The 21,436-nt window shown below is 60.2% G+C and carries 16 protein-coding genes and 1 riboswitch; of the genes, 6 read left to right on the forward strand and 10 right to left on the reverse strand.

The annotated features are described in order from the left end of the window. The first annotated feature begins 215 nt into the window (after positions 1-215). Positions 216-809 (forward strand): RNA polymerase sigma factor, encoded by a 594-nt coding sequence (locus GNX18_RS19310; protein WP_166220181.1) that lies wholly within the window; start codon positions 216-218, stop codon positions 807-809. Further along, positions 806-1,837, forward strand: coding sequence for a FecR domain-containing protein (locus GNX18_RS19315; protein WP_166220183.1), 1,032 nt, complete (start codon positions 806-808; stop codon positions 1,835-1,837). Before GNX18_RS19310 ends, GNX18_RS19315 begins: the two co-directional genes overlap by 4 nt. Positions 1,838-2,013: 176 nt before the next feature. Here the strand turns inward: GNX18_RS19315 and GNX18_RS19320 are convergent, their stop codons facing one another. From GNX18_RS19320 to ppa, 3 genes are all read right to left on the reverse strand, one after another. Further along, the gene (locus GNX18_RS19320) at positions 2,014-2,559 is read right to left on the reverse strand and encodes a hypothetical protein (RefSeq protein WP_138236028.1); all 546 of its coding nucleotides are present in this window, start codon (positions 2,557-2,559) and stop codon (positions 2,014-2,016) included. A 216-nt stretch (positions 2,560-2,775) separates the two neighbouring features. Continuing rightward, entirely contained in the window at positions 2,776-5,403 is a 2,628-nt protein-coding gene (locus GNX18_RS19325; protein ID WP_166220185.1) for a TonB-dependent receptor, read from the reverse strand. 254 nt (positions 5,404-5,657) lie between these two features. Beyond that, positions 5,658-6,194 carry an inorganic diphosphatase gene (gene ppa / locus GNX18_RS19330; RefSeq protein WP_166220187.1) on the reverse strand — a complete coding sequence of 179 codons (537 nt, stop codon included), beginning with the start codon at positions 6,192-6,194 and terminating at the stop codon, positions 5,658-5,660. 264 nt (positions 6,195-6,458) lie between these two features. On the opposite strand from ppa, the gene GNX18_RS19335 reads away from it, so the two are divergent. Genes GNX18_RS19335 through GNX18_RS19345 form a run of 3 tightly spaced genes read left to right on the forward strand, consistent with a single transcriptional unit; the run spans position 6,459 to position 10,523 of the window. Further along, positions 6,459-7,910 (forward strand): glutamine synthetase family protein, encoded by a 1,452-nt coding sequence (locus tag GNX18_RS19335; RefSeq protein WP_166220189.1) that lies wholly within the window; start codon positions 6,459-6,461, stop codon positions 7,908-7,910. A 28-nt stretch (positions 7,911-7,938) separates the two neighbouring features. Further along, complete coding sequence (locus GNX18_RS19340; protein ID WP_166220191.1) at positions 7,939-9,336, forward strand: aldehyde dehydrogenase family protein; 1,398 nt, start codon at positions 7,939-7,941, stop codon at positions 9,334-9,336. A gap of 8 nt (positions 9,337-9,344) precedes the next feature. Next, positions 9,345-10,523: an iron-containing alcohol dehydrogenase gene (locus GNX18_RS19345; RefSeq protein ID WP_166220193.1), complete on the forward strand. Its 1,179-nt coding sequence runs from the start codon at positions 9,345-9,347 to the stop codon at positions 10,521-10,523. Positions 10,524-10,571: 48 nt separating this feature from the next. Here GNX18_RS19345 and GNX18_RS19350 read toward each other — a convergent pair whose 3' ends face one another. The 3 genes from GNX18_RS19350 to GNX18_RS19360 form a co-directional block, all read right to left on the reverse strand. After that, positions 10,572-12,080 (reverse strand): M20 family peptidase, encoded by a 1,509-nt coding sequence (locus tag GNX18_RS19350; RefSeq protein ID WP_205828014.1) that lies wholly within the window; start codon positions 12,078-12,080, stop codon positions 10,572-10,574. A gap of 89 nt (positions 12,081-12,169) precedes the next feature. Beyond that, positions 12,170-14,410: a TonB-dependent receptor gene (locus tag GNX18_RS19355; RefSeq protein WP_166220194.1), complete on the reverse strand. Its 2,241-nt coding sequence runs from the start codon at positions 14,408-14,410 to the stop codon at positions 12,170-12,172. Between the two features lie 200 nt (positions 14,411-14,610). Continuing rightward, on the reverse strand, positions 14,611-15,813 hold the full coding sequence (locus GNX18_RS19360) for a helix-turn-helix domain-containing protein (RefSeq protein WP_166220196.1): 1,203 nt from the start codon (positions 15,811-15,813) through the stop codon (positions 14,611-14,613). A gap of 193 nt (positions 15,814-16,006) precedes the next feature. Between GNX18_RS19360 and GNX18_RS19365 the strand changes: the two genes are divergently transcribed. Further along, positions 16,007-17,113, forward strand: a complete 1,107-nt coding sequence (locus GNX18_RS19365) for an acyltransferase family protein (RefSeq protein WP_166220198.1) — start codon at positions 16,007-16,009, stop codon at positions 17,111-17,113. Between the two features lie 29 nt (positions 17,114-17,142). Here the strand turns inward: GNX18_RS19365 and GNX18_RS19370 are convergent, their stop codons facing one another. The 4 genes from GNX18_RS19370 to GNX18_RS19385 are packed head-to-tail and all read right to left on the reverse strand — an operon-like array spanning position 17,143 to position 21,088. Then, a complete protein-coding gene (locus GNX18_RS19370) occupies positions 17,143-18,009 on the reverse strand; it encodes a choline/ethanolamine kinase family protein (protein ID WP_166220200.1) in 867 nt (288 codons plus the stop codon). After that, positions 17,993-18,661, reverse strand: coding sequence for a nicotinamide riboside transporter PnuC (gene pnuC, locus GNX18_RS19375; RefSeq protein ID WP_166220202.1), 669 nt, complete (start codon positions 18,659-18,661; stop codon positions 17,993-17,995). The genes GNX18_RS19370 and pnuC overlap by 17 nt, the downstream gene beginning before the upstream one ends. 4 nt (positions 18,662-18,665) lie before the next feature. Next, the gene (locus GNX18_RS19380; protein ID WP_166220204.1) at positions 18,666-18,926 is read right to left on the reverse strand and encodes a YkoF family thiamine/hydroxymethylpyrimidine-binding protein; all 261 of its coding nucleotides are present in this window, start codon (positions 18,924-18,926) and stop codon (positions 18,666-18,668) included. A 14-nt stretch (positions 18,927-18,940) separates the two neighbouring features. Continuing rightward, positions 18,941-21,088 carry a TonB-dependent receptor gene (locus GNX18_RS19385; RefSeq protein ID WP_166220206.1) on the reverse strand — a complete coding sequence of 716 codons (2,148 nt, stop codon included), beginning with the start codon at positions 21,086-21,088 and terminating at the stop codon, positions 18,941-18,943. Between the two features lie 65 nt (positions 21,089-21,153). Then, positions 21,154-21,270: riboswitch (TPP riboswitch) on the reverse strand. Between the last annotated feature and the right edge of the window lie 166 nt (positions 21,271-21,436).

The raw sequence follows: 21,436 nt of genomic DNA on the forward strand, positions 1-21,436 counted from the left end.
AATACCTGATAATCGCCGGACGTCGCAAGGAAACGGGTGGCCCGGGCGGTACCTGGGAAGGCCGGGACGGGCAGTTCGTCCGCAAAAAAAGAAATAAGTAAAAAAGCTGAAGGATGCTGTCGGGGTTTTGCTCCGCCTGTCGTTTACAGAGGTTATGGGTAAACGTTTGCGAACAATACAGACAAAGAGCGGTTGCGTGACCTCGGGGGGCCGGCGTGCGTAGTTTCAAGTTGCGGAACTTCAGGTCCGGCGCAGCGCTGCGGCTGGTGAAGCCGTCTCCGGTCGCGGACGCATGCGGCGAGAACAGTGCCTTTATCGAAGCACTGTACAGTGAATATCACTCTGCACTCGGTCACTACGTCGCCCGCATGTTGCCCGGCGGGCGCGAGGAGGCGGAAACCATCCTGCAGGAAACCTATATCAAACTGTTGCGCCTGCAGGATCTACAACCCCTGCGGGAAAACCCCAGGGCCTATCTGTATACCGTGGCCACCAATCTGGTGCGCGACAGCCTGCGGCGCCAACTGCGCCGGAGGGCAGACCAGCACGAGAGTTTTGATGAGCAAGACCACGCGAGTTCGCAGGTATCACCCCAGGGCAGTGCCGAATGGCAACAGAGTCTGCAGCAACTGAAACAGTCCCTGCTCAGGCTCAAGCCGGTTACCCGCAAGGTATTCCTGCTGAGCCGTTTTGAAGAAATGACCTATCCGGAAGTGGCGGCGGCACTGTCCATCAGCACCCGCAGTGTCGAGCGTCACATGAGCACTGCCCTGAAGCACCTGCAGCAAGAATTGAACGAGTTGTTATGAGCCCAACGCACACGACGGACCCAACACACACGACGGATAAAGCCCCGCGCAAACTGGACGGTACCATTCGCGAACAGGCCGCAGACTGGCTTGCCAGGCAGCAGAGCGGCACCATGAGTGCCGCCGAGTCGGACGCGCTGGAGCAGTGGCTGCAGCTGGATGGCCGGCACCGGCAGGCGTTTGCCCAATGCCAGCAGCTGGGCCTGATGACCGCGTTCCTGAAAGACGACCCAGAGCTGAATGCCGGTCTGCCGGAAATCCGCAAGGCGGTACGCCGGCGCTCCCGGTTCTACAGCCAGTGGCGCTGGGTGAGCGGTATTGCCGCGGTGGTACTGGTCGCTGTGGCCGCCCTGCTGGTGCGGGATTATTACGCGATTGATTACTACCAGACGGGTATTGGCGATCAGCGTGTTGTGCATCTCGACGATGGCTCTACGCTGATGCTGAACACCGACAGCCGTGTGGGCGTACGCTACCGGCGCGCCCAGCGCGCCCTGTTTCTCGAACGCGGCGAAGCGTTTTTCATGGTGGCAAAAAATCCCTCACGTCCCTTTGTCGTCAATGTGCAGGGGTCCGAAGTGCGCGCCCTGGGAACTGCATTCAATGTTGCGCTGCAGGCGGGCAATGTGCGCGTGGCGGTGACCCAAGGCGTGGTGGAGGTGCGCGCGCAGGATGCCGGCGGCGAGCCGCGGCAGCTGGCAAAAATGTTGCCGGGGCAGGGGGTTCGTTACACCGCTGCGCGCCCGGGTGACAACAGCGGCGTAATGTCGGTAAACCTGGAGCAGGTCACCGCCTGGCAGACCCGACGGATCTATTTTGACAACGAACGTCTGGAAGATGCCATTGCCGAATACAACCGCTACACCACGCGCAAAATGGTGCTGGTGGGCGATGCCCTGGCGGATCAGCGCATCAGCGGCGTATTCAATATAGGCGATGCCGACGGTCTCGCCTTTGCGCTGGAGCAGGGTTTTGGTGCCCGCATCAATAAAAATAACCAGCGCGTTCTGGTGCTCGAACCGCGCTAGCGGTTAGTGTTAAAACTCGCATCCAGCTTCTGTGGCGACGCTAACACCAGCACCTTCAGCCGCGCTGCGGCACACCAGCCGCAGCGCATTCACCGCTTTACTCATGGCTCTGCTTCCCGATTGCGAAAACCCGGCTATACGCCGGTGAGTCAACGGGCCCAGATATGGCCGGAAATTCAGTCGGGAATTCGCACCTGGCAGAGGCGGTTGCACAGCAGCCAGACGAACAGCACACCCAGGGCGCTCACTACCAGCGTGGTGAAAATATGCTTTGCCAGATTGGCCGCGGCCAGACCGCGCACCAGCGCGGGGGCGATGGTGGGATAGCTGTGGATGGCGACAAGCATCTGCAGGTTTTCCAGTATGTCAGACAGGGCGATGGCAAAGGGCAGTAACGCAAGGTATTTGAGTGGCGTATGCACCTGGCCGCAGGCCTTGATGAGCTGCACCATCAACAGTGCGTAGGCAAAGGCGTAGGCGACGGGGAACAGCATGTCCGGTACGCTCTCGTTAAAAAAATACAGCGCCCTGCCATCGCTGCCGATCGCGCCGAGAAAGTCTTCAATGGCATCGGCGGTCAGCCCCACCCGGATATCCAGAGGCTCCAGTGTTGCGCTGATCTCCGGATAAAAGACCAGCAGGATGATTGCCTGCAGGGTAAAATTGAGCGCGAGAAAAAATCCCGCCTTTTTCCAGGAGGCGTAGCGATAGAGCCAATGCATTTCGGAGCCATTGAATGAATTGAATATATGGTCACTTTACTGCGGGAGCGCATAAGTTGGGTATGAATCTGTGCGCTTCCGTTTGGAAATTCACTAAAGTGTGAAATTGTTTTGGGGTAAACGGCTAAAGGCGAATGAAAAATGGCGCCCGATGGGCGCCCTAAAAGGTGACAAGGTGATGCCTGTTGGAAAGTGGATTGTTCAGCGCGCCGTTGGTCAGTAACTGAGTCGTGCGCCCAGGCTGAAGCGCGCACCATTTTCGTAAAAACCCACCGGAATGCCGTCTGCGGTGCGCATATAGATAATCTCGTTGGTGAGATTCACTGCGGTCAGGAAAATATCCACATTGTCGTTCACCATCCAATTGGCGGTGGCATCCCACTGATCGTACTGGTCGGTTACCAGCTGGGAGCCGGATGTCAGGCCGCCGTAGGATTCCGAACGCAGGTTGTAGGAAAGGCGCAGGCTGATTGCGTCATTTTCATAGTAGGCGGACGCATTGAACTGATCGCGGGAATTGCCCGGCAGTTCTAGCCGCGTGCCGTCTTCATTTGCCGGAACCTTCGCATCGGTCCAGGTGTAGTTGGCCAGTGCACCGAAACCACTGCCGAAGTCGTGCTGTACCTGCAATTCAATACCCTGGATATCCGCGCCCTTGTCGGCATTGTACGGGCGGGTGACATTGATGTTCTGGCCGTCAATATTCTCAACCTGGGTATCCTGGAAAACAAACGTACTCAGATCCTTGTTGAAGTAGGTGGCGGCCAGCAGGCTGGCATCGTTGAAGTACCACTCCGCACCGATCTCAAACTGGTCGGCAAAAATCGGGTCCAGCATCGGGTTGCCGGCGGTGGCGGTGCCACTGGTGGCATTGATCACGATGTTGGAACTCAGATTCTGGAACGTCGGGCGGGCCATGGCGCGGGAGGCGGCGGCGCGCAGGATGATTTCCTCCGAGAGATCGTAAATCACGTTGACGCTCGGCAGCGCCTCGCGGTAACTGCGACCGACCGCGCCGCGCTCGCCGTCGATATACGCGTGAGAGGTCTGGTCGGTTTCCACCAGACGCACGCCGAAATTGCCGTGCAGCTGTCCGCTTTCAAACTCCGCCTGGGCATAGGCCGCGGTGATTTCTTCGTTGATTTTGTAGTAGGCGCGCTGGTCTTCCGCATAGGTCATGACACCGGCGTCAAGAATGCTGTCGACTTTTTGCTGCGCGAGACCGGTATCCAGAAAGGCGTAGCGGGTAAGGGAGCCCGAGGTGGCCCCTTCGCCGTGCAGTACCGGGCTGGGGCCGCTGGACACATCGGCCAGCGTAATGGCGTTCAGCGCGGCCACCTGCTCGGCAATGTCGGGATTGTTCACGTCTACCGAGCCGTTCTGGCGGTTGTTCTCGATGGTGTGATCGCGCAGTTTCAGGCCGGTCTTGATGGCGGTGATAAAGCCGAGTTCGACATCGATGCTGGCGTCCGCCTGGAAATAGGTTTCCTCGTCTTCCATGATGCGAACCCAGTCGCGCAGGTTGGCCGCATTCAGATGCAGGGTGCTGCCATCCAGCGGATCTACGCCGGGGAAACTGAATTCATTGGTGTTCTTGCCGAAATTGAGATCTTCCGCGGCATTGCCTTCAAACCAGTAGTTGCGATCCTTGGTACTGCCGCCTTTGGCGTTGGTGTTGCCTGCCTGCAGGTGTAATTGCCAGCCGTCGCCGTCATAGTCTGCGGCGAAGTCCAGTACTTCGGATTCCACAAACGAGTCGCGCACAATAGGTTCATCCGCAACACCGATACTGTTCGGATTTTCGATCACACCGCCGACGAGGGCCTGGTTGCCATCGCTGGTGGGAATGAACACCGGGTTGGTGACCACATCCCCGTTCGGGATCTTGTAACCGCCCGCCACGAACAGGTAGTTCTGGTTGCTGTTGTCCATTTCCATATCGGAGGCGACGTAGTTCATAGCCAGGTCCCAGCGATCCGAGGGGCGGAACTGCACGGTAATATTCGCGGTATCCCGCTGGCGGTCCTGTTGGAAAATTGCGGAGCCGCCGCCCCAGGGCACATACACGTTCTCGGTCACGTTGCCGTTCTGGTCGGTAACGCTGTACAGGTCATTGGTAGGAAACACTTCAAGGCCATCGCGGCGCATGGTGCGCTGTTGGCTGTTGAACGAGGCCAGTACACCAAAAGTCTCGGTATTATTTTTCCAGCTCAGCAGACCGGATATCTGCGGGTCCCACTGGTCCGGCAGTTCGCTGTAGGTTCCCTCGGTGGAGAAGTTCACCGTCATCGGGTCGAGGTCCAGGGGGTTGCGTGTGCGCACATTCACCATACCGCCGATGCTGCCCTCGTCGTGGCGGGCTTCCGGGCTCTTGTAGACTTCCAGCGCGGATACCAGCTCCGACGCGAGGATGGAGTAGTTGAAACCGCGGCTCGGATTGTCATTGGCCCACCAGTAGGCGGAAGCCACATTCTGGCCGTTCATCAGGGTGCGGTTGAGGGTGCTGTCGGTGCCGCGTACAAAAATATCGCGGCCTTCGCCCCAGATACGGTCCACAGACACGCCAGGTACGCGCTGCAGGGAATCGGCGACGTTTTTATCCGGGAATTTTCCGATGTCTTCTGAGCTGATCGCGTCCACGATGGATGTGGCATCGCGCTTGACGTCCAGCGACTGTTGCAGTGCGCCGCGAATGCCGGTCACCACAACTTCCTCCACGGTCTTGCCATCGGCCGCCTGTTCCTGTTGTTGCTCTTGGGCAGCGGCCCCTGCGGAAATCACCGCAATAGTGCCGGCGAGCAGTGTCTTTTGAAACAGCGCAGTGTGAGCACGCGATCTTTGCATGGGTTTCTCCATTCTTTTGTTATTTGGCATTTCGAATTTTTGTTATGTCAAAGCACGGCCGTTATTTATGGGAGCCGTAATTGGGTAAACGCCAGTGATGGAAATATCCCGACAGGAATTTTCAATTAGGTTTACGGAGGGAGATGAGAGTCGGTGGCGGCACCTTAGCCGCGAGTGCTGTGGTTATGGCGGACACGATGTCAAGGCACAAAAAAGCCGGCGTAAAGCCGGCTTTCGGGAGAGGAAGGCTGTGATCAGCCCTCTTCTTTCAGGTAACGCTCGCGGGAAGCCATAACCTCGGCGCGCGCGGCGTCGGCGTCGGCCCAGCCGTCCACCTTCACCCATTTGCCGGCTTCCAGCTTCTTGTAGTTTTCGAAGTAGTGCTCGATCTGCTTGATCAGCAGCTCCGGCAGATCGCTGATTTCCTGCACGTGGTCGTACAGTTTGGTCAGCTTGGTGTGGGGTACCGCCAGCAGTTTGGCGTCTACGCCGGATTCGTCGGTCATGTTCAGTACACCGACCACGCGGGAGCGGATCACGGAGCCAACCATGACCGGGTAGGGTGCTACTACCAGCACGTCCAGGGGGTCGCCGTCTTCAGACAGGGTCTGGGGTACGTAGCCGTAGTTGGCCGGGTAGAACATGGGGGTGGCTACGAAACGGTCTACGAATACCGCGTCGGCGTCCTTGTCGATTTCATACTTGATCGGCGCGTGGTTGGCGGGGATCTCGATGATGACGTTGATGTCGTTGGGCAGGTCTTTGCCCGGGGAAACCTTCTCGAAGCTCATTGCTGGTCCTGGCTAAATAGTGAACAAGTTGATGGGTGAAAAATTGGAGCGCGGATTATATACCCTGAGCGGGCGCTAACATAGCGGGCGCGATTTATGACTAATGAACGCGCCATTTGGGAAATTTTGTGGCGGTGTCAATCCCAGGACCGACCCCGATATCGGCGCCTTCGCCCACAACTTTTGTGTGTGTCGACTAAGCTCAAGGCAGGATTCCGCCCGCCTCCCGCAGGCGACGGTCCGGTCACAATAATGGAGCCCCTCATGGACGAGTCCACCGAACTGCCGTCGTCGCCGCCGGCCGCTTTTGCCTCCAGTTCCCCGGTGTCTCAGGCCGGTTCTACCCTCGGCCCGCGCCAGGTGCAGTCCGTTGCCGACGCGCGACGCATTGTTGAGGCCCGCGGCCTCAGCCACGTGAAGGTGGGGTTGTTCGATAACGACGGGGTCATGCGCGGCAAGTACATGAGCCGCGAGAAGTTCTTCTCCGCCCTCGACAAGGGCTTCGCGTTCTGCGATGTGGTGTTGGGCTGGGATGTTCAGGACCAGCAGTACGACAACACCCGCTACACCGGCTGGCATACGGGATACCCGGATGCGCCGGTGCGCATTCTGCCCCACACCTGTCGCGAGGTGCCGTTTGAAGACGGCATGCTGCTGTTTCTGGCGGAGTTCGAGGGCGCGGCGGAGTCGGTGTGTCCGCGCGCACTGTTGCGGCGGGTGATCGCGCGCTGCGAGCAGGCGGGCTTTGCCCCCTACGCGGCGCTCGAGTACGAATTTTTTGTGTTCGACGAAACCCCGGACACGGCCCGCGCCAAGGGTTACCGCAACCTCAAACCCTTTACCCCCGGCTGGTTCGGTTACTCGATGATCCGCAATTCGGTGCACGCGGATCTGTACCACGAAATTCTCGCGCTGGCGGAGCGCATGGACTTCCCCATCGAGGGGCTGCATACGGAAACCGGCCCCGGGGTACTGGAAGCGGCCATCGCCGTGGACGGCGCAGCAGCGGCGGCGGACAAGGCGGCGCTGTTCAAGACGTTTATCAAGGTGCTGGCGGAGCGGCGCGGGTTGATGGCGACGTTTATGGCCAAGTGGTCCAACGACTACCCCGGCCAGAGCGGGCACATCCATCTCTCCCTGCGCAATAAGAGTGACAACACGTCGGCGTTTTTTGCCGAGGGCCAGCCGCATTCCATGAGCGATACCCAGCGGCATTTTCTCGCCGGCCAGCAGCGGCTGATGCCAGAACTGCTGTGCATGGTCGCGCCCACGATCAACAGTTACCGGCGCATGATCCCCGGTTTCTGGGCGCCCACCCACGCCACCTGGGGGGTGGAAAACCGCACGTCTGCGCTGCGGGTGATTCCCGGTGGGGATAAATCCCAGCGCCAGGAATACCGCCTGGGCGCGGCCGATGCCAATCCCTACCTCGCACTCGCCGTGGCACTCGGCTCCGGTCTCTACGGGGTGGAGCAGGGTTGGGAGCCGGGAGAACCGGTGGAGGGGAATGCCTACGCGGTAGAGCAGTCGGAAGAGCTCGCACTGCCGCGCACCCTGTGGGATGCCGCGCAACGCCTGAAGCAGTCTCAAGCCGCGCGGGAACTGTTCGGGGATGCCTTTGTGGATCACTTCGCCGCGAGCCGCGAGTGGGAGGAGCGCGAATTCCGCAAACATATCGGCGACTGGGAGCTGCAGCGCTACTTCGAGATCATTTAAAGCGAATTTCCAACAACCCAATAATTCCATGCAAAAACTCCAATGTATTTCCCCCATCGACAACAGCGTTTATGTTGAGCGCCCGCTGGCCACGGACTATGAAATCCAAAACGCCCTGAACAATGCGCAGCGCGCACAGCTGGGCTGGAAACAGGTACCGGTGGCCGAGCGTGCGGCGCTGGTACGTGCGGCGGTGAATATTCTGCAGCGGAAAAAAGCCGAGCTTGCCAGGGAAATCTGCTGGCAGATGGGCCGGCCCATCGCCTACGCCGGTGGTGAGATAGACGGCCTGGCCGAGCGCGCGCTCTATATGGCAGCGCTTGCGGAATCCCCTGAAGGTCCACTGAGCGATATCCAATTGCCGGAAAAACCCGACTTCAGGCGGTTTATCCGCCGCGAACCACTGGGCACGGCTTTCGTCATCGCGCCGTGGAATTACCCCTACCTCACCGCCATCAACGCGGTGGTGCCGGCACTGCTGGCCGGCAACAGCGTCATTCTCAAACATTCAGCGCAGGCGCCGCTGTGTGCCGAGCGGCTGGTGGAAGCCTTCGCGGAGGCGGGAGTGCCACCGGGGGTATTCCAATACCTGCATCTGGATCATCGCGACGCCGAGCAGATGGTGATCAATGGCGGTGTGCAGCATGTGGCCTTTACCGGTTCAGTGGCCGGTGGCGCGGCGGTGGAAACAGCGGCTGCCGGGCGCTTTCTCTCCGTGGGGCTCGAACTCGGCGGCAAGGATCCGGCCTATGTGCGCGCCGACGCGGATCTGGAATACGCTGTTGCGTCGGTGGTGGACGGAGCTTTTTTCAACTCTGGCCAGTCCTGCTGCGGTATCGAGCGGCTGTACGTGCATCGGGATCTGTACAGCGAATTTGTACAAAGGTCGGTGGCGCTGATCTACAAATACCGCCTCGGCCGCCCGGACGAAACGGAGACGACCCTCGGCCCGCTGGTGCGGGCCAGTGCCGCGGACTTTGTGCGCGACCAGATCGACGAAGCGCTAGCTCAGGGTGCGCAGGCCCATATCGACGGCAGTGAATTCGCATTGGACCGGCGCGGCAGTGCGTACATGGCGCCCCAGCTGCTCACTAACGTCAATCACTCCATGCGGGTGATGAGTGAGGAATCCTTCGGCCCAGTGCTGGGCGTGATGCCGGTGTCGGACGACGCGGAAGCGCTGGCACTGATGAACGACTCGGAATACGGCCTCACCGCAGCGATCTATTCCGCCGACGAGCAAGCCGCACTGGCCATGGGCGATCAGTTGCAAACCGGCACGGTGTTTTTGAATCGCTGTGACTATCTCGACCCGGCGCTCGCGTGGACCGGAGTGAAAAATTCCGGGCGTGGCTGCACCTTGTCCGGTGTCGGCTTCGAGCATCTCACGCGCCCGAAATCCTTCCACTTCAAACTCAGACCCTGAAGGTCACCATGTCGAAAAGCCCTTTTTTCACCAACTGGAATTATCCCACCGCCATGCGCGTGGGGCCCGGGCGCATTGCCGAACTGCCGCAGCTGTGCCGGGAAATGGGCATGGCCACGCCCATGCTGGTCACCGACCCGGGGCTGGTGGCGCTGCCGATGGTACAGGCGGTGGTGGAGCGATGCCTGGTAGCGGGTGTGCCGCTGACGGTGTTCAGCGAGATAAAAGGCAACCCCACCGGCAAGAACGTGAGCGATGGTGTCGCGGTGTTGAAGGCGCACGGTTGCGACGGGGTGATTGCCATGGGCGGTGGCTCGGCGCTGGATGCGGGCAAGGCCATTGCGCTGATGGTGGGGCAGACCCATTCTCTCTGGGATTTCGAAGATGTGGGGGACAATTACCTCAAGGTGAACACCCACGGCATGGTGCCGGTGATTGCCGTGCCCACCACTGCCGGCACCGGCTCGGAAGTAGGGCGCTCGTCGGTGATCACCGATGAAAGTGCCAAGCTGAAAAAAATTATTTTCCACCCGCGCATGCTGCCGGACATCGTACTGCTGGATCCCGAACTTACTCTCGGCTTGCCGGCACCGATTACCGCCGCCACGGGCATGGATGCACTGTCACACAATCTGGAAGCCTACTGTGCGCCGAACTTCCACCCCATGGCGGAGGGGATCGCACTTGAGGCCATGCGCTTGATCAGTGTGTACCTGCCCCGCGCCGTGGCCGACGGCAATGACCTGGAAGCGAGGATGCAGATGCTGGCAGCGTCCAGTATGGGTGCCACCGCATTCCAGCGTGGGCTCGGCGCCATGCACGCGCTGGCGCATCCCCTCGGTGCCCTTTACGACAAGCACCATGGTCTGCTGAATGCGATTTTGATGCCCTATGTATTGTGCGCCAACCGCACCGCTATTGAAGAGCCCATGAGCCGGCTGTCGCGCTACCTGTCGCTGCCCTCGGCGGGTTTTTCCGGCGTGTTGGACTGGGTGCTGTTTCTGCGACGGGACTTCGGTATTCCACACGGGTTGGCGGACATCGGCATCGGCGACGAGGACGCGGACCTGATTGCGCAGATGGCCGCCGCCGATCCATCCGCGCCGGGCAATCCGCTGCCTTTCAGCGCGGATGCCTATCGGGAAATATTCCTGAACGCCTGCCGAGGGGTCCTCTGCGAGGCATAAAGTAACTCCCGGTTTTGTGTTCAGGCCGTCATCGCCGGCGCGCAGGAATTACTTGTCCGATATCTGCGGCGGTGTGTTCGCGCTCTGTATCAGCCGCTGATAAAAACCAGTGGCCTTCACCATGTTGTCGATACTGATACGCTCATTGGTGCCGTGGAAACCGTGCACGTCCTCGCGGGTCACCAGCATGGGGTTGAAGCGGTAATTGTTGTCGGCAATTTCCTGGTAGCGCTGGCTGTCGGTGCCCGCAATGGTCAGGCCGGGAGCGGTTATCACCGGGCCGAACAGCGCGCGGGTGGTATCCGCCACCAAATGAAATCCGTGCGCTTCATCGCTGGATACCCGGGAAGCGGCATCGCCTCGGCGGACTTCGATTTTTACGCGCTCGTCGTCAATGACCTGTTCCAGGTGCTGCAGTACATCGTCGATACTGTCCCGCGGGTGCAGGCGGAAGTTCACCGTCGCGATGGCCTCGATGGGTAGCACATTTTCCTTCACGCTGGCGGAAAGCATAGTGGGTGCCGTGGTGGTGCGCAGCATGGCTGCGGTGCTGTTCTGCTTTTCCAGCGCCGCTTCAATGCCGCGTCCAAACAACCATTGGTTGGCGAACATCAGGCGTTTTTCAAAGGGCATGTGGCGCGCGGCGGCGTCGAACAGTTTCTGGCTGAGACCCTCCAGCCCCCCGGGCATTGGATGCTGATTCAGTCGCACCAGGGCGCGCGCGAGAACATCCACTGCGGTTTCCGGCGGCGGCATGGAAGAATGGCCGCCCTGGCCCGATGCCACCAGATCCACCGTGAGGTAACCCTTTTCCGCCACATTGATGCTGGCGATCGGGGACTCCACTCCGGGAATGAATCCGTGCAACAGGAATGAGCCTTCATCCAGGCTCCAGTCCAGCTGAACACCGTCACTTTTCAGTTTTTTCACCACCGCAGCCGTGCCGCTTTCACCGCCTGTTTCTTCGTCGCTGGTGAGGCTGATGTACACCGTGCGCTCGGGCTGATAGCCCTGTTTCAGCAATCCGGTGGCCGCCTCCATCAGGGCGATGGCGGCGCCCTTGTCGTCCAGTGTGCCGCGGCCCCAGATATGTGTGTCGTCCACCGCACCGGCGTAAGGCGGATGTTGCCATTCATCCTCGGTACCGGGGATGACCGGCACCACGTCGTAGTGGGCGGAGAGCAGAATGGGGGGGAGCGCGCTGTTCCTGCCGGGCCAGGTGAATAGCAGGGAGAATTCCTGGCCGTCCTTTGTGCCCAGTTTTTGCGGTGGTATTGCCGCGTGCACTTCCGGATAGGTTGCCGCCAGCCAAGTGATGAAACTGCGGAATTCCTGTTGGGTTTCGTGCTGGTTCAGCTGCGCCGACACTGTGCGGAACCGTATTGCCTCAGACAGGTGCGCGGCGATGGCGCGGCCGTCGAGATCCGGCGATTCGGGGGTGACATTGGCCAGCGGTGGCGCCGTGAAACCGAGGGTGCGGATCACAATCACCGACGCGAGGGTCAGGGTCGCGATGCCAACGCCGATCAGGCAGCGGTTGATCAAGTTATTTTTCATGGTCGACGGTAGTTTTGTTGATTGAGTGGCGGCCCGGTGGCGATGGCTCCCGGGCCGCGATGGTCAGTGGATGTTACCCGGATTGCGAATCAGAAACGGTATTCCAGTTCAATCCCGGCGGTGCGCTCCAGGCCGTAGAAATGGCGCAGGGTGCCGAGGAAGTCGCGACTGGTGTTCACCATGTACTCCTCATCGGTGAGGTTGTGCACAAACAGTGCCGCATTCCATGAGTCCGCGTGGCTTTCCAGACCTATACGCGCATTCACCAGATGGTAGGCGTCCACCTGGCCGAATTGGACGGTGTCGCCATTGGCGAGAGTGCGCTTGCTTTCGTTCTCCGCGGTATTGTAGAAGCTGTCGCGGAAAATATAGTCGAGGCGCAGCAGCAGATCGGCGCCGATGCTGTTGATGGGCAGGTAGTACTGGCCACCCAGGTTGAACGACGTTTCCGGCGCGTTGGGCAGCTGGTTGCCGGAGAGGTCCGAGCCGTTGGCATCCGCGTTGGGATAGCTGGCAAATTCCGCATCCAACAGGCCCATCGAGGCGTTGATGGTGAGGTTGTCACTGGCGAGCCAGGTGATCTCTGCTTCCAGGCCACGGGTTTCCACTTCCGCCGCGTTGCGAATGGAAATAGACGTGGCGCCCTGGCCCAGATCCACGAACTGGTTGACCTGGTAGTCATCGTAGTTGGACTGGAACAGCGCCAGGCTGTAGCTGAACTGACGGCTGAAGGCAGTGCCTTTGAGACCTATTTCAAACGCGTCCACCGTTTCTTTGTCGAAGTCGGTACCCGCGACCAGGTCGCCGGCGGCGACGAAGTCGAGGTTATAGCCACCGCTCTTGAAGCCGCCGCTGTATTTTCCGTAGACGTTTGCCTCCTCGCTCAGGGCGTAGTTGATACTGACCGTGGGCGACAGGTGCGAATCGGTGCGGTCGTCCCGCACCGTGCCGGTGGCGGTACCGAACAGCGGGGCACCGCTGCCGTCGATGGCCCAGTCCACTTCCTTCTGTTCCTCGGAATAGCGCAGGCCGAAGCCGAGTTTCCAGGCGTCGGTCAGCTGGTAGGAGCCGTTGATATAGGCGGCGATACTGCTGGTATCCACGATTCCGGCAGAGACGACCGGGCTGTCCGGATTGACCAGCCCGGGCGCGCCGTACTGGGCCTGCAACAGGTCCTCAAAGAACTTCGACGAGGTCACCTCGCGGTAACTGTCACCCTCCTGCTGGTACAGATAGAGACCCGCGACATAGTTGAAATCGTCCGCGCCGGGCGACACCAGCTGGAATTCCTGGGTCTGCTGTGCGTAGCTGTCGGTGTAGGTAATTTCCACCAGCGGGTAGGGGGAGTAATCGGTGTCGTTGTTGTAGGTCATCTCCGTGTCACGGGAGGAGGTGATGGAGCGCAGGGTGAAATCGCTGGGCAGATTCCACTCCATGGTCAGCGCCGCGCCGCGGATTTCCCGCTCCTCGCGCGGGTCCACATTCATGGCCACTTGGTGCATTTCCGGTGCCCCCGTGTCGGGGCCGGTGCCGAATGGATTGGTGACGGCCTCGCCAGTGGTGGAGAGACGATCACTCTCCATGCCATCCACCGCCAGGATCGCATTGAACGCGCCGCCGGCGTCGTACATCAACTGGGCGCGGTAGGCGCTGCCGTCCTGCTCGTTCAACAGATTGCCGGTGGTCAGGTTCCTTATATAGCCGTCGCGCTGCTGGCGGTTCACCGAGATCTTGCTGAACAGGCTCTTGGATAACGGTGCATTGAGGGTCGCCGACAGCTGGCGGGAATTCATGCTGCCGTACTCGACGCCGACGCTGCCGGAGAATTCATCGCTTGGCTTCTGGGAGATCAGGTTGATAGCGCCGGCCACGGTGTTCTTGCCGAACAGGGTGCCCTGGGGGCCACGCAATACCTCGATGCGCTCGAGATCCACCAGATCCTGGTTGATCGCCGGGGACTGCCCCAGGTAAACGCCGTCCAAGTAGACCCCGACGCGGGTGTCGAAGCCGATGTTGCGGCTGTCGGAACCAACCCCGCGCATGGTCACCGTGGTGGTGAAATCGGTACCCGAACTGATGTTCAGGTTGGGCACGAACTGGGCGACCTCCCTGACCTGGCGCACGCCGGTCTGCTTGATCGCTTCCGCACCCACGTTGGTAATGGCGATGGGCACCTCGGTAATGCGCTCGGTGCGCTTCTGCGCGGTCACTGTGATTTCTTCGAGTTCCGCGGCCAGTGCGGTGGGCGACAGCTGGACGGCGATCGCGGTGGCGACGGCGGCGGCCAGTACATTGGGCCTATTGGCGCCGGGGAAAGGGCGGGCGTGCATGGTGTTCTCCTGACTGGGTTCTTATTTTGTTGCGCCCCAACTCTGGCATCGGCCGGGGCTCATCAGGGTTATATCGGTTCCGTGCGGGCGTGGCGTCCGGTCTCGCGAATTCGGACAACTTTGTTGCCGGGACCCTGCCGAGGAAAGTCCGAACTTGCAAATCCGGAATTATTTTCCCTTTTAAATCAATTGCTTGGCGGTCAGGCTTCGCGGCTGCGGTAGCGGCTGGGAGACACGCCAAGGCGCCTCTTGAACTGGGAGAAAAACGTCGAGTTGGAGTTGAATCCGGCCTGCAGGCCGATATCCGTCACCGACAGATGCGTATTCGAGGGGGCGGTAAGAAGCCGCGCGGCCTCCTCCACCCGGTACTGATTGATAAAGTCGTAAAACGATTGGCCGGCAATACCGTTGATGGTTTCCGACAGGTGGTGCGGGGGGACGTCCAGTTGCCGTGCCAGCTGGGCAATTTTCAGACCCGGCTCAAGATACGGCTTTTGCTGCTCCATGGTGAGCTGCAGTCGTTGCCACAGGGCTTCTGCGGTGCTCTCGCTGAGATTGCGCACGGCGGGCTTGCGGCTCGTCGGCGGCGAATTTTCGGCCACCTGCTTCTCGGTTTCATCCGGTGTCGGTTCGTCGCCCGGGCTCGCCACCGACAGCCGGATACTGCGCTGTTGCAGGCCAAACCAACCCAACAGCACGCTCAACATCAGCGGCACCAGTGCCTGCAGCAGGCCCGGTGTCAAATTGCGGCCAAGCGCTAGCCAGTTGGCGATTTCCACCAGAATCGCCACCGCGGTGGTCGCGAGAAACACATAGCTCAGTACCCGCAGCCAGCGCAGGTTCACCGACTCGATATTGGAATAGCTCTCCTTGATCCAGCGCTGGTAGGGACGCAGCAGGCGCAGCACCCAGAGGGAATACACGATGGGGGAAATCATGGCCGCCGCCCGGTGCACAAAGCGCGCGCGGGTCATATCACTGGCCGTGCAGGTCGCATCACCGATACAGGGGGCGCTCAGCAGGTCGCCGCCTGCCACCGGCAATTGCCACAGCCACAGCAATGCCGACGCCAGCGCCGGCAACAGATGCCACAGATGGCGGGCACGCCAGTGGAACCCCGGCTCCGTCAGCAACCGGCAATAGAAATAGAGAAACGGGCCGAACAGCAGCTGCAACGCAAACACCGCATGGAACGCCGCCGGCAGCCTCTCCACCTCGATGTGCGCGATATACGCCAGCGCCACCAGGTTGCAGATAGTCAGCAGCATGCCCAGGCAGCGGTTGGCCCGGCGGTTGCCCCAGGGGGCCATGCACAGAAGCAGCGCCAGAGTAGAGCCGGTGGCGATACCGAACAGGATCACGAGGCTGATGAGGTGGAGGGTTACGGTGTGAGAAACGAGCATAGGGACCATCAGTCTCTGGTAGCGCAGACTTTCCAGGTTGCGTGAATATCGGTGCCAATTTTTTAGCGTCGGTATAAAAAATGCCCGGTCACCACTGTTTCAGGCGTGCGTTGTGTATAAACTGTTCGGCGCGCCGGAATTGGCGCATTTTATCGCGAATCGTTCTGTCGATTGAACAGAAACGGGGGGAGACATGGAACGTCGACTTTACCACCTGGATTTTCTCCGGGCGGTCATGCTGTTTATTGGGGTTTTTTACCGTTCCGCGCACGCGGATGCCGGGACCGGGGAATACGATTTTGTCCGAGGGATTTCCGGCGCCTTCCGGATGGCCTGTTTCTTTATCATCTCTGGCTATTTTTCCGCCATGGTACTTGAGCGCCGGGGGGATCTCTCCTTCCTCAAAGGGCGCATGACCATGCTCGCGGTGCCCGCTTTGGTCTGCGTCCTGCTGCTGGCGCCGTTCACTACGGAGTGGATGCTTGCCTATTACACCGAGGCGGGCACCGGGAAATCCTTCAAGATGTTCTGGATGCAGCACGCCTGGTTCCTGCTGTCCCTTCTCGTCTTCACGCTGCCGCTTGGCTATATCCTGCGCTATTCAAGAGACTGCGTACGCGGGTTAACGGCGTATATGCCTCTGGGGGTGGCGAGACTGCTGCTGTTTGCGGGCGTGGTTGCCGGATGTGTTTTTCTGCACCAGTTCCTGCTCCCGAAGTACATGTGGGATATTCCCTGGATACATCTTGTGGGGCTTTTTGTGCTGATTACCGTCCAGCATTTTCCGTATTTCCTGCTGGGGGTGTTTATGTACCTGTGGAAAGACCTCTATCGGGCGTTCAACAATCACCCCGCATTGTGGGTCGGGTTGACGCTGGCCTGTATCGGCGCTGCCCTGGGGTTTGAACTGGGCAGCGGCCATCTGGAAAACGTCGGGAGAGGGCTGAAGTATCTGGCCATGACCTACGAGTACGTTCTGGCAATGGTCATCTCCTTCGCGCTGTTTTCGCTCTCGGCGCGCTATCTGGACAAGGACTTCTATATCGTAAGAATCATGGCGCAGTCGGCGTATACGGTATACGTTGTGCACTTCATTCTTGTCGCCTTCCTGCTGTTTATTCTGCAGCGCGCGGGGCTGCCCACGGATGCGAGGATGGTCTTGTCGGGCATTATCGCCTGTGCCACCGGCATGCTGTTTCACTTCGCAGTGGTGGAGAGGTTCCGCGTGGCTTCCCTGCTGTTCAATGGGCGGCTGCAGCCTGCGGCGGCGCGGCGCGCGGCGGCAAGAACCGCCGGCTGAATATGTCTGGGCGCCCGTCGACTGGGCTTTCAATACAACCGCCGTAACAGTGCCTCGGCTTCGCGGTGGATACTGTCGCTTCGATCCGGTGCGCCGGTCAGGTCGCGGTGGCAGTTTTGCACCGCGTACCAAAGCAGCGCGAGGTAGCGATAGATGTGCTGCCAGTGCTGGAGCCGCTGCAGTTCGCGTTCGCCGGGGACACGTTGCAGGTAGTTCGCGAGAAAGTTTTCCCGTCCAGAAGTGTCCCAGTCAAACTCTTCAGTAATGACAGCCAGGTCGAAATAGGCATCGCCGCTGGCAGCGTACTCCCAGTCGATGGCATACAGGCGCCCGTCGAGACCGGCGATCAGGTTGTTTTCCTGTAGATCGTTGTGGCAGAGCACCATTCCGTCGGACAAGCGCGCCGCCGCCGCCATGTGTGGCTCGATCTTGCGGTGCAGGGAGGCGAGGGCACCTGCGAAGGTCGCGTGTGGGGCTATGGCGCGGCGATAACGGGAAATTTTTTCTTCGATTTCCAGTGCGACCGCGATGGTCGGTTGCCGGTGGATTTCTCGCACCAGAGCCGCGAGTTTCTCCCGATCCGGTGATTGGTTCGCATCTATCGGCGTACCCTGTATAAACCGGGTCACCAGGTAGCGCTGTTGTGGATCGCAATAAACGACAGGGGCGCAGAGCCCTGCGCGGTCGGCCAGGCGCAGGGCCTGGGCCTCCGCCATGCGGTTCAAATCCAGCTGGCTGCTGGCCGGCGAGTTTCGGCGCAATACTAGCAGTGTGCCATCGGCGAGGATTTGATAGCTGCGGTTGGTCAATCCATTGCTCAGGGGTTTGACCACGGTGGGCGCGCTGTGGCTCCAGTGCGCCCAGTCGGATGGGATGACCTCAGCCGGCGTGCGCATGGGCATTTGCCATTGAGCGCGGATCCGCGGTGAGGTTTTGCTGCTGGTACAGCGCGTACCACTGGAAAAACCCGATGATCACCAGGATCACATAGAGCACGAACAGCAATGCGGTGAGGTACAGCTCGCGGTCGATGTACAGATAGATCGCGGCGCCGTCGATGACGATCCAGTAGAGCCAGTTTTCCAGCACTTTGCGCGTCACCATGTAGGTGGTCACCACCGCACCCCAGGTGGTGAACGAGTCGAGATAGGGCAGCGCCGCGCTGGTGTAGTTGTCCAGGACATAGCCGAACACCAGCGTGAGCAGGCCGACGGCGGCAAAGGTGTATAGGTGTGTCGTTACTGACCAGCGGTGAATGTGCATTTTCTCGCTGTCCGTTCTGCCTTTGCGCCACTGCCACCAGCCGTACACCGCAATCAGCAGGTAAAAAATCTGCAGTGCAGACTCCATCACCAGGCTCACGTCCCAGAACAGAAACAGGTAGATCGCGGTGCTGGCGAAGGCCGCGTACCAGCACAGGATATTTTCCCGCATGGCGAGCAGCAGGTAGGCCAGCGCCAACACCACCGCCGCCACTTCCCACAGGGACATGGCGGCCATGGACGAATAGGCAGATACGAGGGCTTCGCGGATTTCAGGGCTGAACATGGGATCAGGGATTTTCCACTGGGCTCAGATCGCCATCGATAAACTTGCACACGAAAATCGCGCGCCCGAACCGCTCCCAGGAGCTGCGCATTTCCGTTTTTAGAATATCCATCAGCTGGTCGTAGTCGCCGAATACCTGGGTGCTCATGGTATTGGTGATGACACGCAATTGAGGCTGCTGGTTCAGGCGCTCGATAAAATCCTTGATCGCCGGAATGTACTCGTCCTTCAACGGGTACATGCTGATTTCCACGGAGAGCTTCATAGACGTATTCCTGTTCAGAAGGTGTAACTGCCGGAAATGCCGGCCACTCTCGGCTCACCCAGCTGGTAGTAACCCTCCGGCGCGTAGCCGTTGGCCGGGTTGTTGCCGAACTGGTTGCTGAAGTAGAAACCGCGGGTGTAGACGACTTCGTCGGTCAGGTTGCGGCCCCACAGGGACACATCCCAGCTGTCGCCGCGGTAGGTGAGACGCGCATTGACCAGCTCGTAGGCGGTGGACTTCTCGTTGTGGCTGTTGGAGAAGTAGAAATCGTCCTTGCCCTCCAGTTCCAGTCGCGCAGTCAGGTTGCTGGTCAGCGCGTACTCGGCACCGGTGAAGTACTGGTAGTTGGGGGCGTGGGCCAGGTCGCGGCCGTTCAGGCTGATGGGGGTGACTTCGCCGGTGTAATCGTCGCGCGCGTCTACATGGACGCTGCTGATGAAGTCCTCGAATTCCGCGTTCAGCCAGCCAAGGGTAGCAAACAGGCGCAGGTCATCGCTGGCCTGGAAGTTCACTTCTGCTTCCAACCCGGTAGTGCGGCCACCGGCGGCGTTCGCCAGGTAGTCGTCGAAAGAGATTCCGTCGGAAGTGATGTTGGCAATGGACTGCTTCGCCTGCACATCGCTGCGGTCCTGATAGAACGCGGCGAGCTGTGCCTGCAGGCGGTTCTCCAGCCAGTCGCCTTTTATCCCCAGCTCGTAATTCAGCATATGTTCGGTATCGAACAGGAAGGTGTCGCTGCCAATCGCCGGGTTGCTGGCGGAGGCAGAGATGATGCGACCGTTCACACCACCGGCCTTGTAGCCGCGGGATACGGTGCCGTAAATCAGCGCATCTTCATCCAGCGCAAATTGAAGCGTGATGTTGCCGCCCCACAGGTTTTCATCGGTGCGATCGGCGACCAGCAATGAATCACGGTAATCTGCGCGACGCTGTTCCAGACGCAGGCCGGTGATCAGCGCCAGGCGCTCGGTGAGTGCGGTATCGAGCTGGCCGTAGAGCGCGGCATTGTCGGTATCGAAGTGGCTGGAAAAGCTCGCGTTGCGCTCAAGTGCCTCTTCCTCGGTGCGCAGGTAGATCCCCGCCACCCAGCCGGTGCTGCCGCCGAACAGGCGGCTCGCGTCGGTGGAGACCAGGCGCACATCGGCACTCAGGTTGTCGCGGTCGCGCAGGTAGTTGTCGGTGGAGACGTATTCGTCCGGGTGGAAGCCCACGTGGACCCAGTCTTCGTCGTAGCCGTACTCGGTATCGGAGCTGGCGGCGCTCAGCACCGACTTGACGGTGAACAGATCGCTGCCGCTCCACAGGCCGCTTGCCGCGCCGGCAAGGGTTTCCTGGCGGTCCCAGCCGGGCTGGTCAGACAGGGTGTTGCGGGAGTTGTCGAGGGTGAAGGCGTCGTAGCCGTTGTCTGCATCCAGATAGAACAGGGTGAAGTCCAGCTGCAGGTCGTCGTTCGCCTGGTAGCTCAGCTTGCCGCGCGCCGCGGTCTCATCAATATTGTTGGTGTCGTCGCGGTTGAGGAAACGGTTGTGCACATAACCGTCGGACTGCTGGTTCTGCACCGCGAAACGGTAGGCCAGCTGCTCCGACAGCGGGCCGCTGGTAACGGCGGACAGGGTGCGGGAGCCGTACTGGGCGGCTTCCGCGGAAACCCGGGCAAAACTCTCGGTGCTGGGGGCGTTGCTGGTCATGTTGATCAGGCCCGCCAGCGCGTTGGCGCCGTAGAGGGTGCCCTGCGGGCCGCGCAGGATTTCCACCTGCTGCATATCCAGGGTGCTGGCGGCGAGTCCGAGGCCGGTGAAGTCGATGCCGTCCACAAGCAATCCGACGGAGGGGTTCACCGGATCGATAAACTGGCTGCGCTCGCCGATACCGCGGATCTGCACAAAGCGGCCGCGCGAGGCGCCACTGGAGAAATTCACGTTGGGTGCCAGATTCAGCAGCTGCTCGAGATTGGTTGCACCGCGGGCCTCAATGGCATCCGCGCCGAGCACACTCACGCTGGTGGGGGTGTCGAGCTGGGTGGTTTCGCGCAGCTGACTGGTAACGACCACTTCCTCCAGTCCGGTCTCCGCGGCGGCCAGCGAGCTGGCAAGTGCGACCGCAAGGCCGATAGCGCAGGCGAGGGGCTTGGTAGAGGAATTAACACGGGTACTGGAATTCATGGCTCTCTCTCGTCGTCAGAATGAAAGAGACCCGGTGCGCGACGTGAAGAGAGGGGAGTGCGGGAGCCGCACTGGGGACCTATTCCTACGCCGGTATTAACCGGATCAGGTTCAAGGGTTTGCGGCGCCGGATCGGTTGGACCCGGCGGCATCTCAGGCTTTCGCCACCCCTTAGGTTTTGCGGCCGCGATGGTAGCAGATAGGCGCTGGGCCGGAAATGGCGAGCGTGGAATAGGGGAGGTTATTGCCTGACCACTTTAATTAATTGGCCAAACACCTATAATCCCCGGACCGATTTCTAACCGCGACAAAGAGTCAGCCCTTGCCGGGCCAACGGGGGATATTTTC

The sequence above is a fragment of the Microbulbifer sp. SH-1 genome (genome assembly GCF_011326135.1).
In the GTDB taxonomy this organism is placed as follows: domain Bacteria; phylum Pseudomonadota; class Gammaproteobacteria; order Pseudomonadales; family Cellvibrionaceae; genus Microbulbifer; species Microbulbifer harenosus.

What these genes read in the sequence shown, in the direction of transcription:
- GNX18_RS19315 (WP_166220183.1), top strand. Translation starts at nt 806, where the DNA reads ATGAGCCCAACGCACACGACGGACCCAACACACACGACGGATAAAGCC.
- GNX18_RS19360 (WP_166220196.1), bottom strand. Translation starts at nt 15,813, where the DNA reads ATGCTCGTTTCTCACACCGTAACCCTCCACCTCATCAGCCTCGTGATC.
- GNX18_RS19370 (WP_166220200.1), bottom strand. Translation starts at nt 18,009, where the DNA reads ATGCGCACGCCGGCTGAGGTCATCCCATCCGACTGGGCGCACTGGAGC.
- ppa (WP_166220187.1), bottom strand. Translation starts at nt 6,194, where the DNA reads ATGAGCTTCGAGAAGGTTTCCCCGGGCAAAGACCTGCCCAACGACATC.
- GNX18_RS19325 (WP_166220185.1), bottom strand. Translation starts at nt 5,403, where the DNA reads ATGCAAAGATCGCGTGCTCACACTGCGCTGTTTCAAAAGACACTGCTC.
- GNX18_RS19345 (WP_166220193.1), top strand. Translation starts at nt 9,345, where the DNA reads ATGTCGAAAAGCCCTTTTTTCACCAACTGGAATTATCCCACCGCCATG.
- GNX18_RS19350 (WP_205828014.1), bottom strand. Translation starts at nt 12,080, where the DNA reads ATGAAAAATAACTTGATCAACCGCTGCCTGATCGGCGTTGGCATCGCG.
- GNX18_RS19340 (WP_166220191.1), top strand. Translation starts at nt 7,939, where the DNA reads ATGCAAAAACTCCAATGTATTTCCCCCATCGACAACAGCGTTTATGTT.
- GNX18_RS19355 (WP_166220194.1), bottom strand. Translation starts at nt 14,410, where the DNA reads ATGCACGCCCGCCCTTTCCCCGGCGCCAATAGGCCCAATGTACTGGCC.
- pnuC (WP_166220202.1), bottom strand. Translation starts at nt 18,661, where the DNA reads ATGTTCAGCCCTGAAATCCGCGAAGCCCTCGTATCTGCCTATTCGTCC.
- GNX18_RS19380 (WP_166220204.1), bottom strand. Translation starts at nt 18,926, where the DNA reads ATGAAGCTCTCCGTGGAAATCAGCATGTACCCGTTGAAGGACGAGTAC.
- GNX18_RS19320 (WP_138236028.1), bottom strand. Translation starts at nt 2,559, where the DNA reads ATGCATTGGCTCTATCGCTACGCCTCCTGGAAAAAGGCGGGATTTTTT.
- GNX18_RS19385 (WP_166220206.1), bottom strand. Translation starts at nt 21,088, where the DNA reads ATGAATTCCAGTACCCGTGTTAATTCCTCTACCAAGCCCCTCGCCTGC.
- GNX18_RS19335 (WP_166220189.1), top strand. Translation starts at nt 6,459, where the DNA reads ATGGACGAGTCCACCGAACTGCCGTCGTCGCCGCCGGCCGCTTTTGCC.
- GNX18_RS19365 (WP_166220198.1), top strand. Translation starts at nt 16,007, where the DNA reads ATGGAACGTCGACTTTACCACCTGGATTTTCTCCGGGCGGTCATGCTG.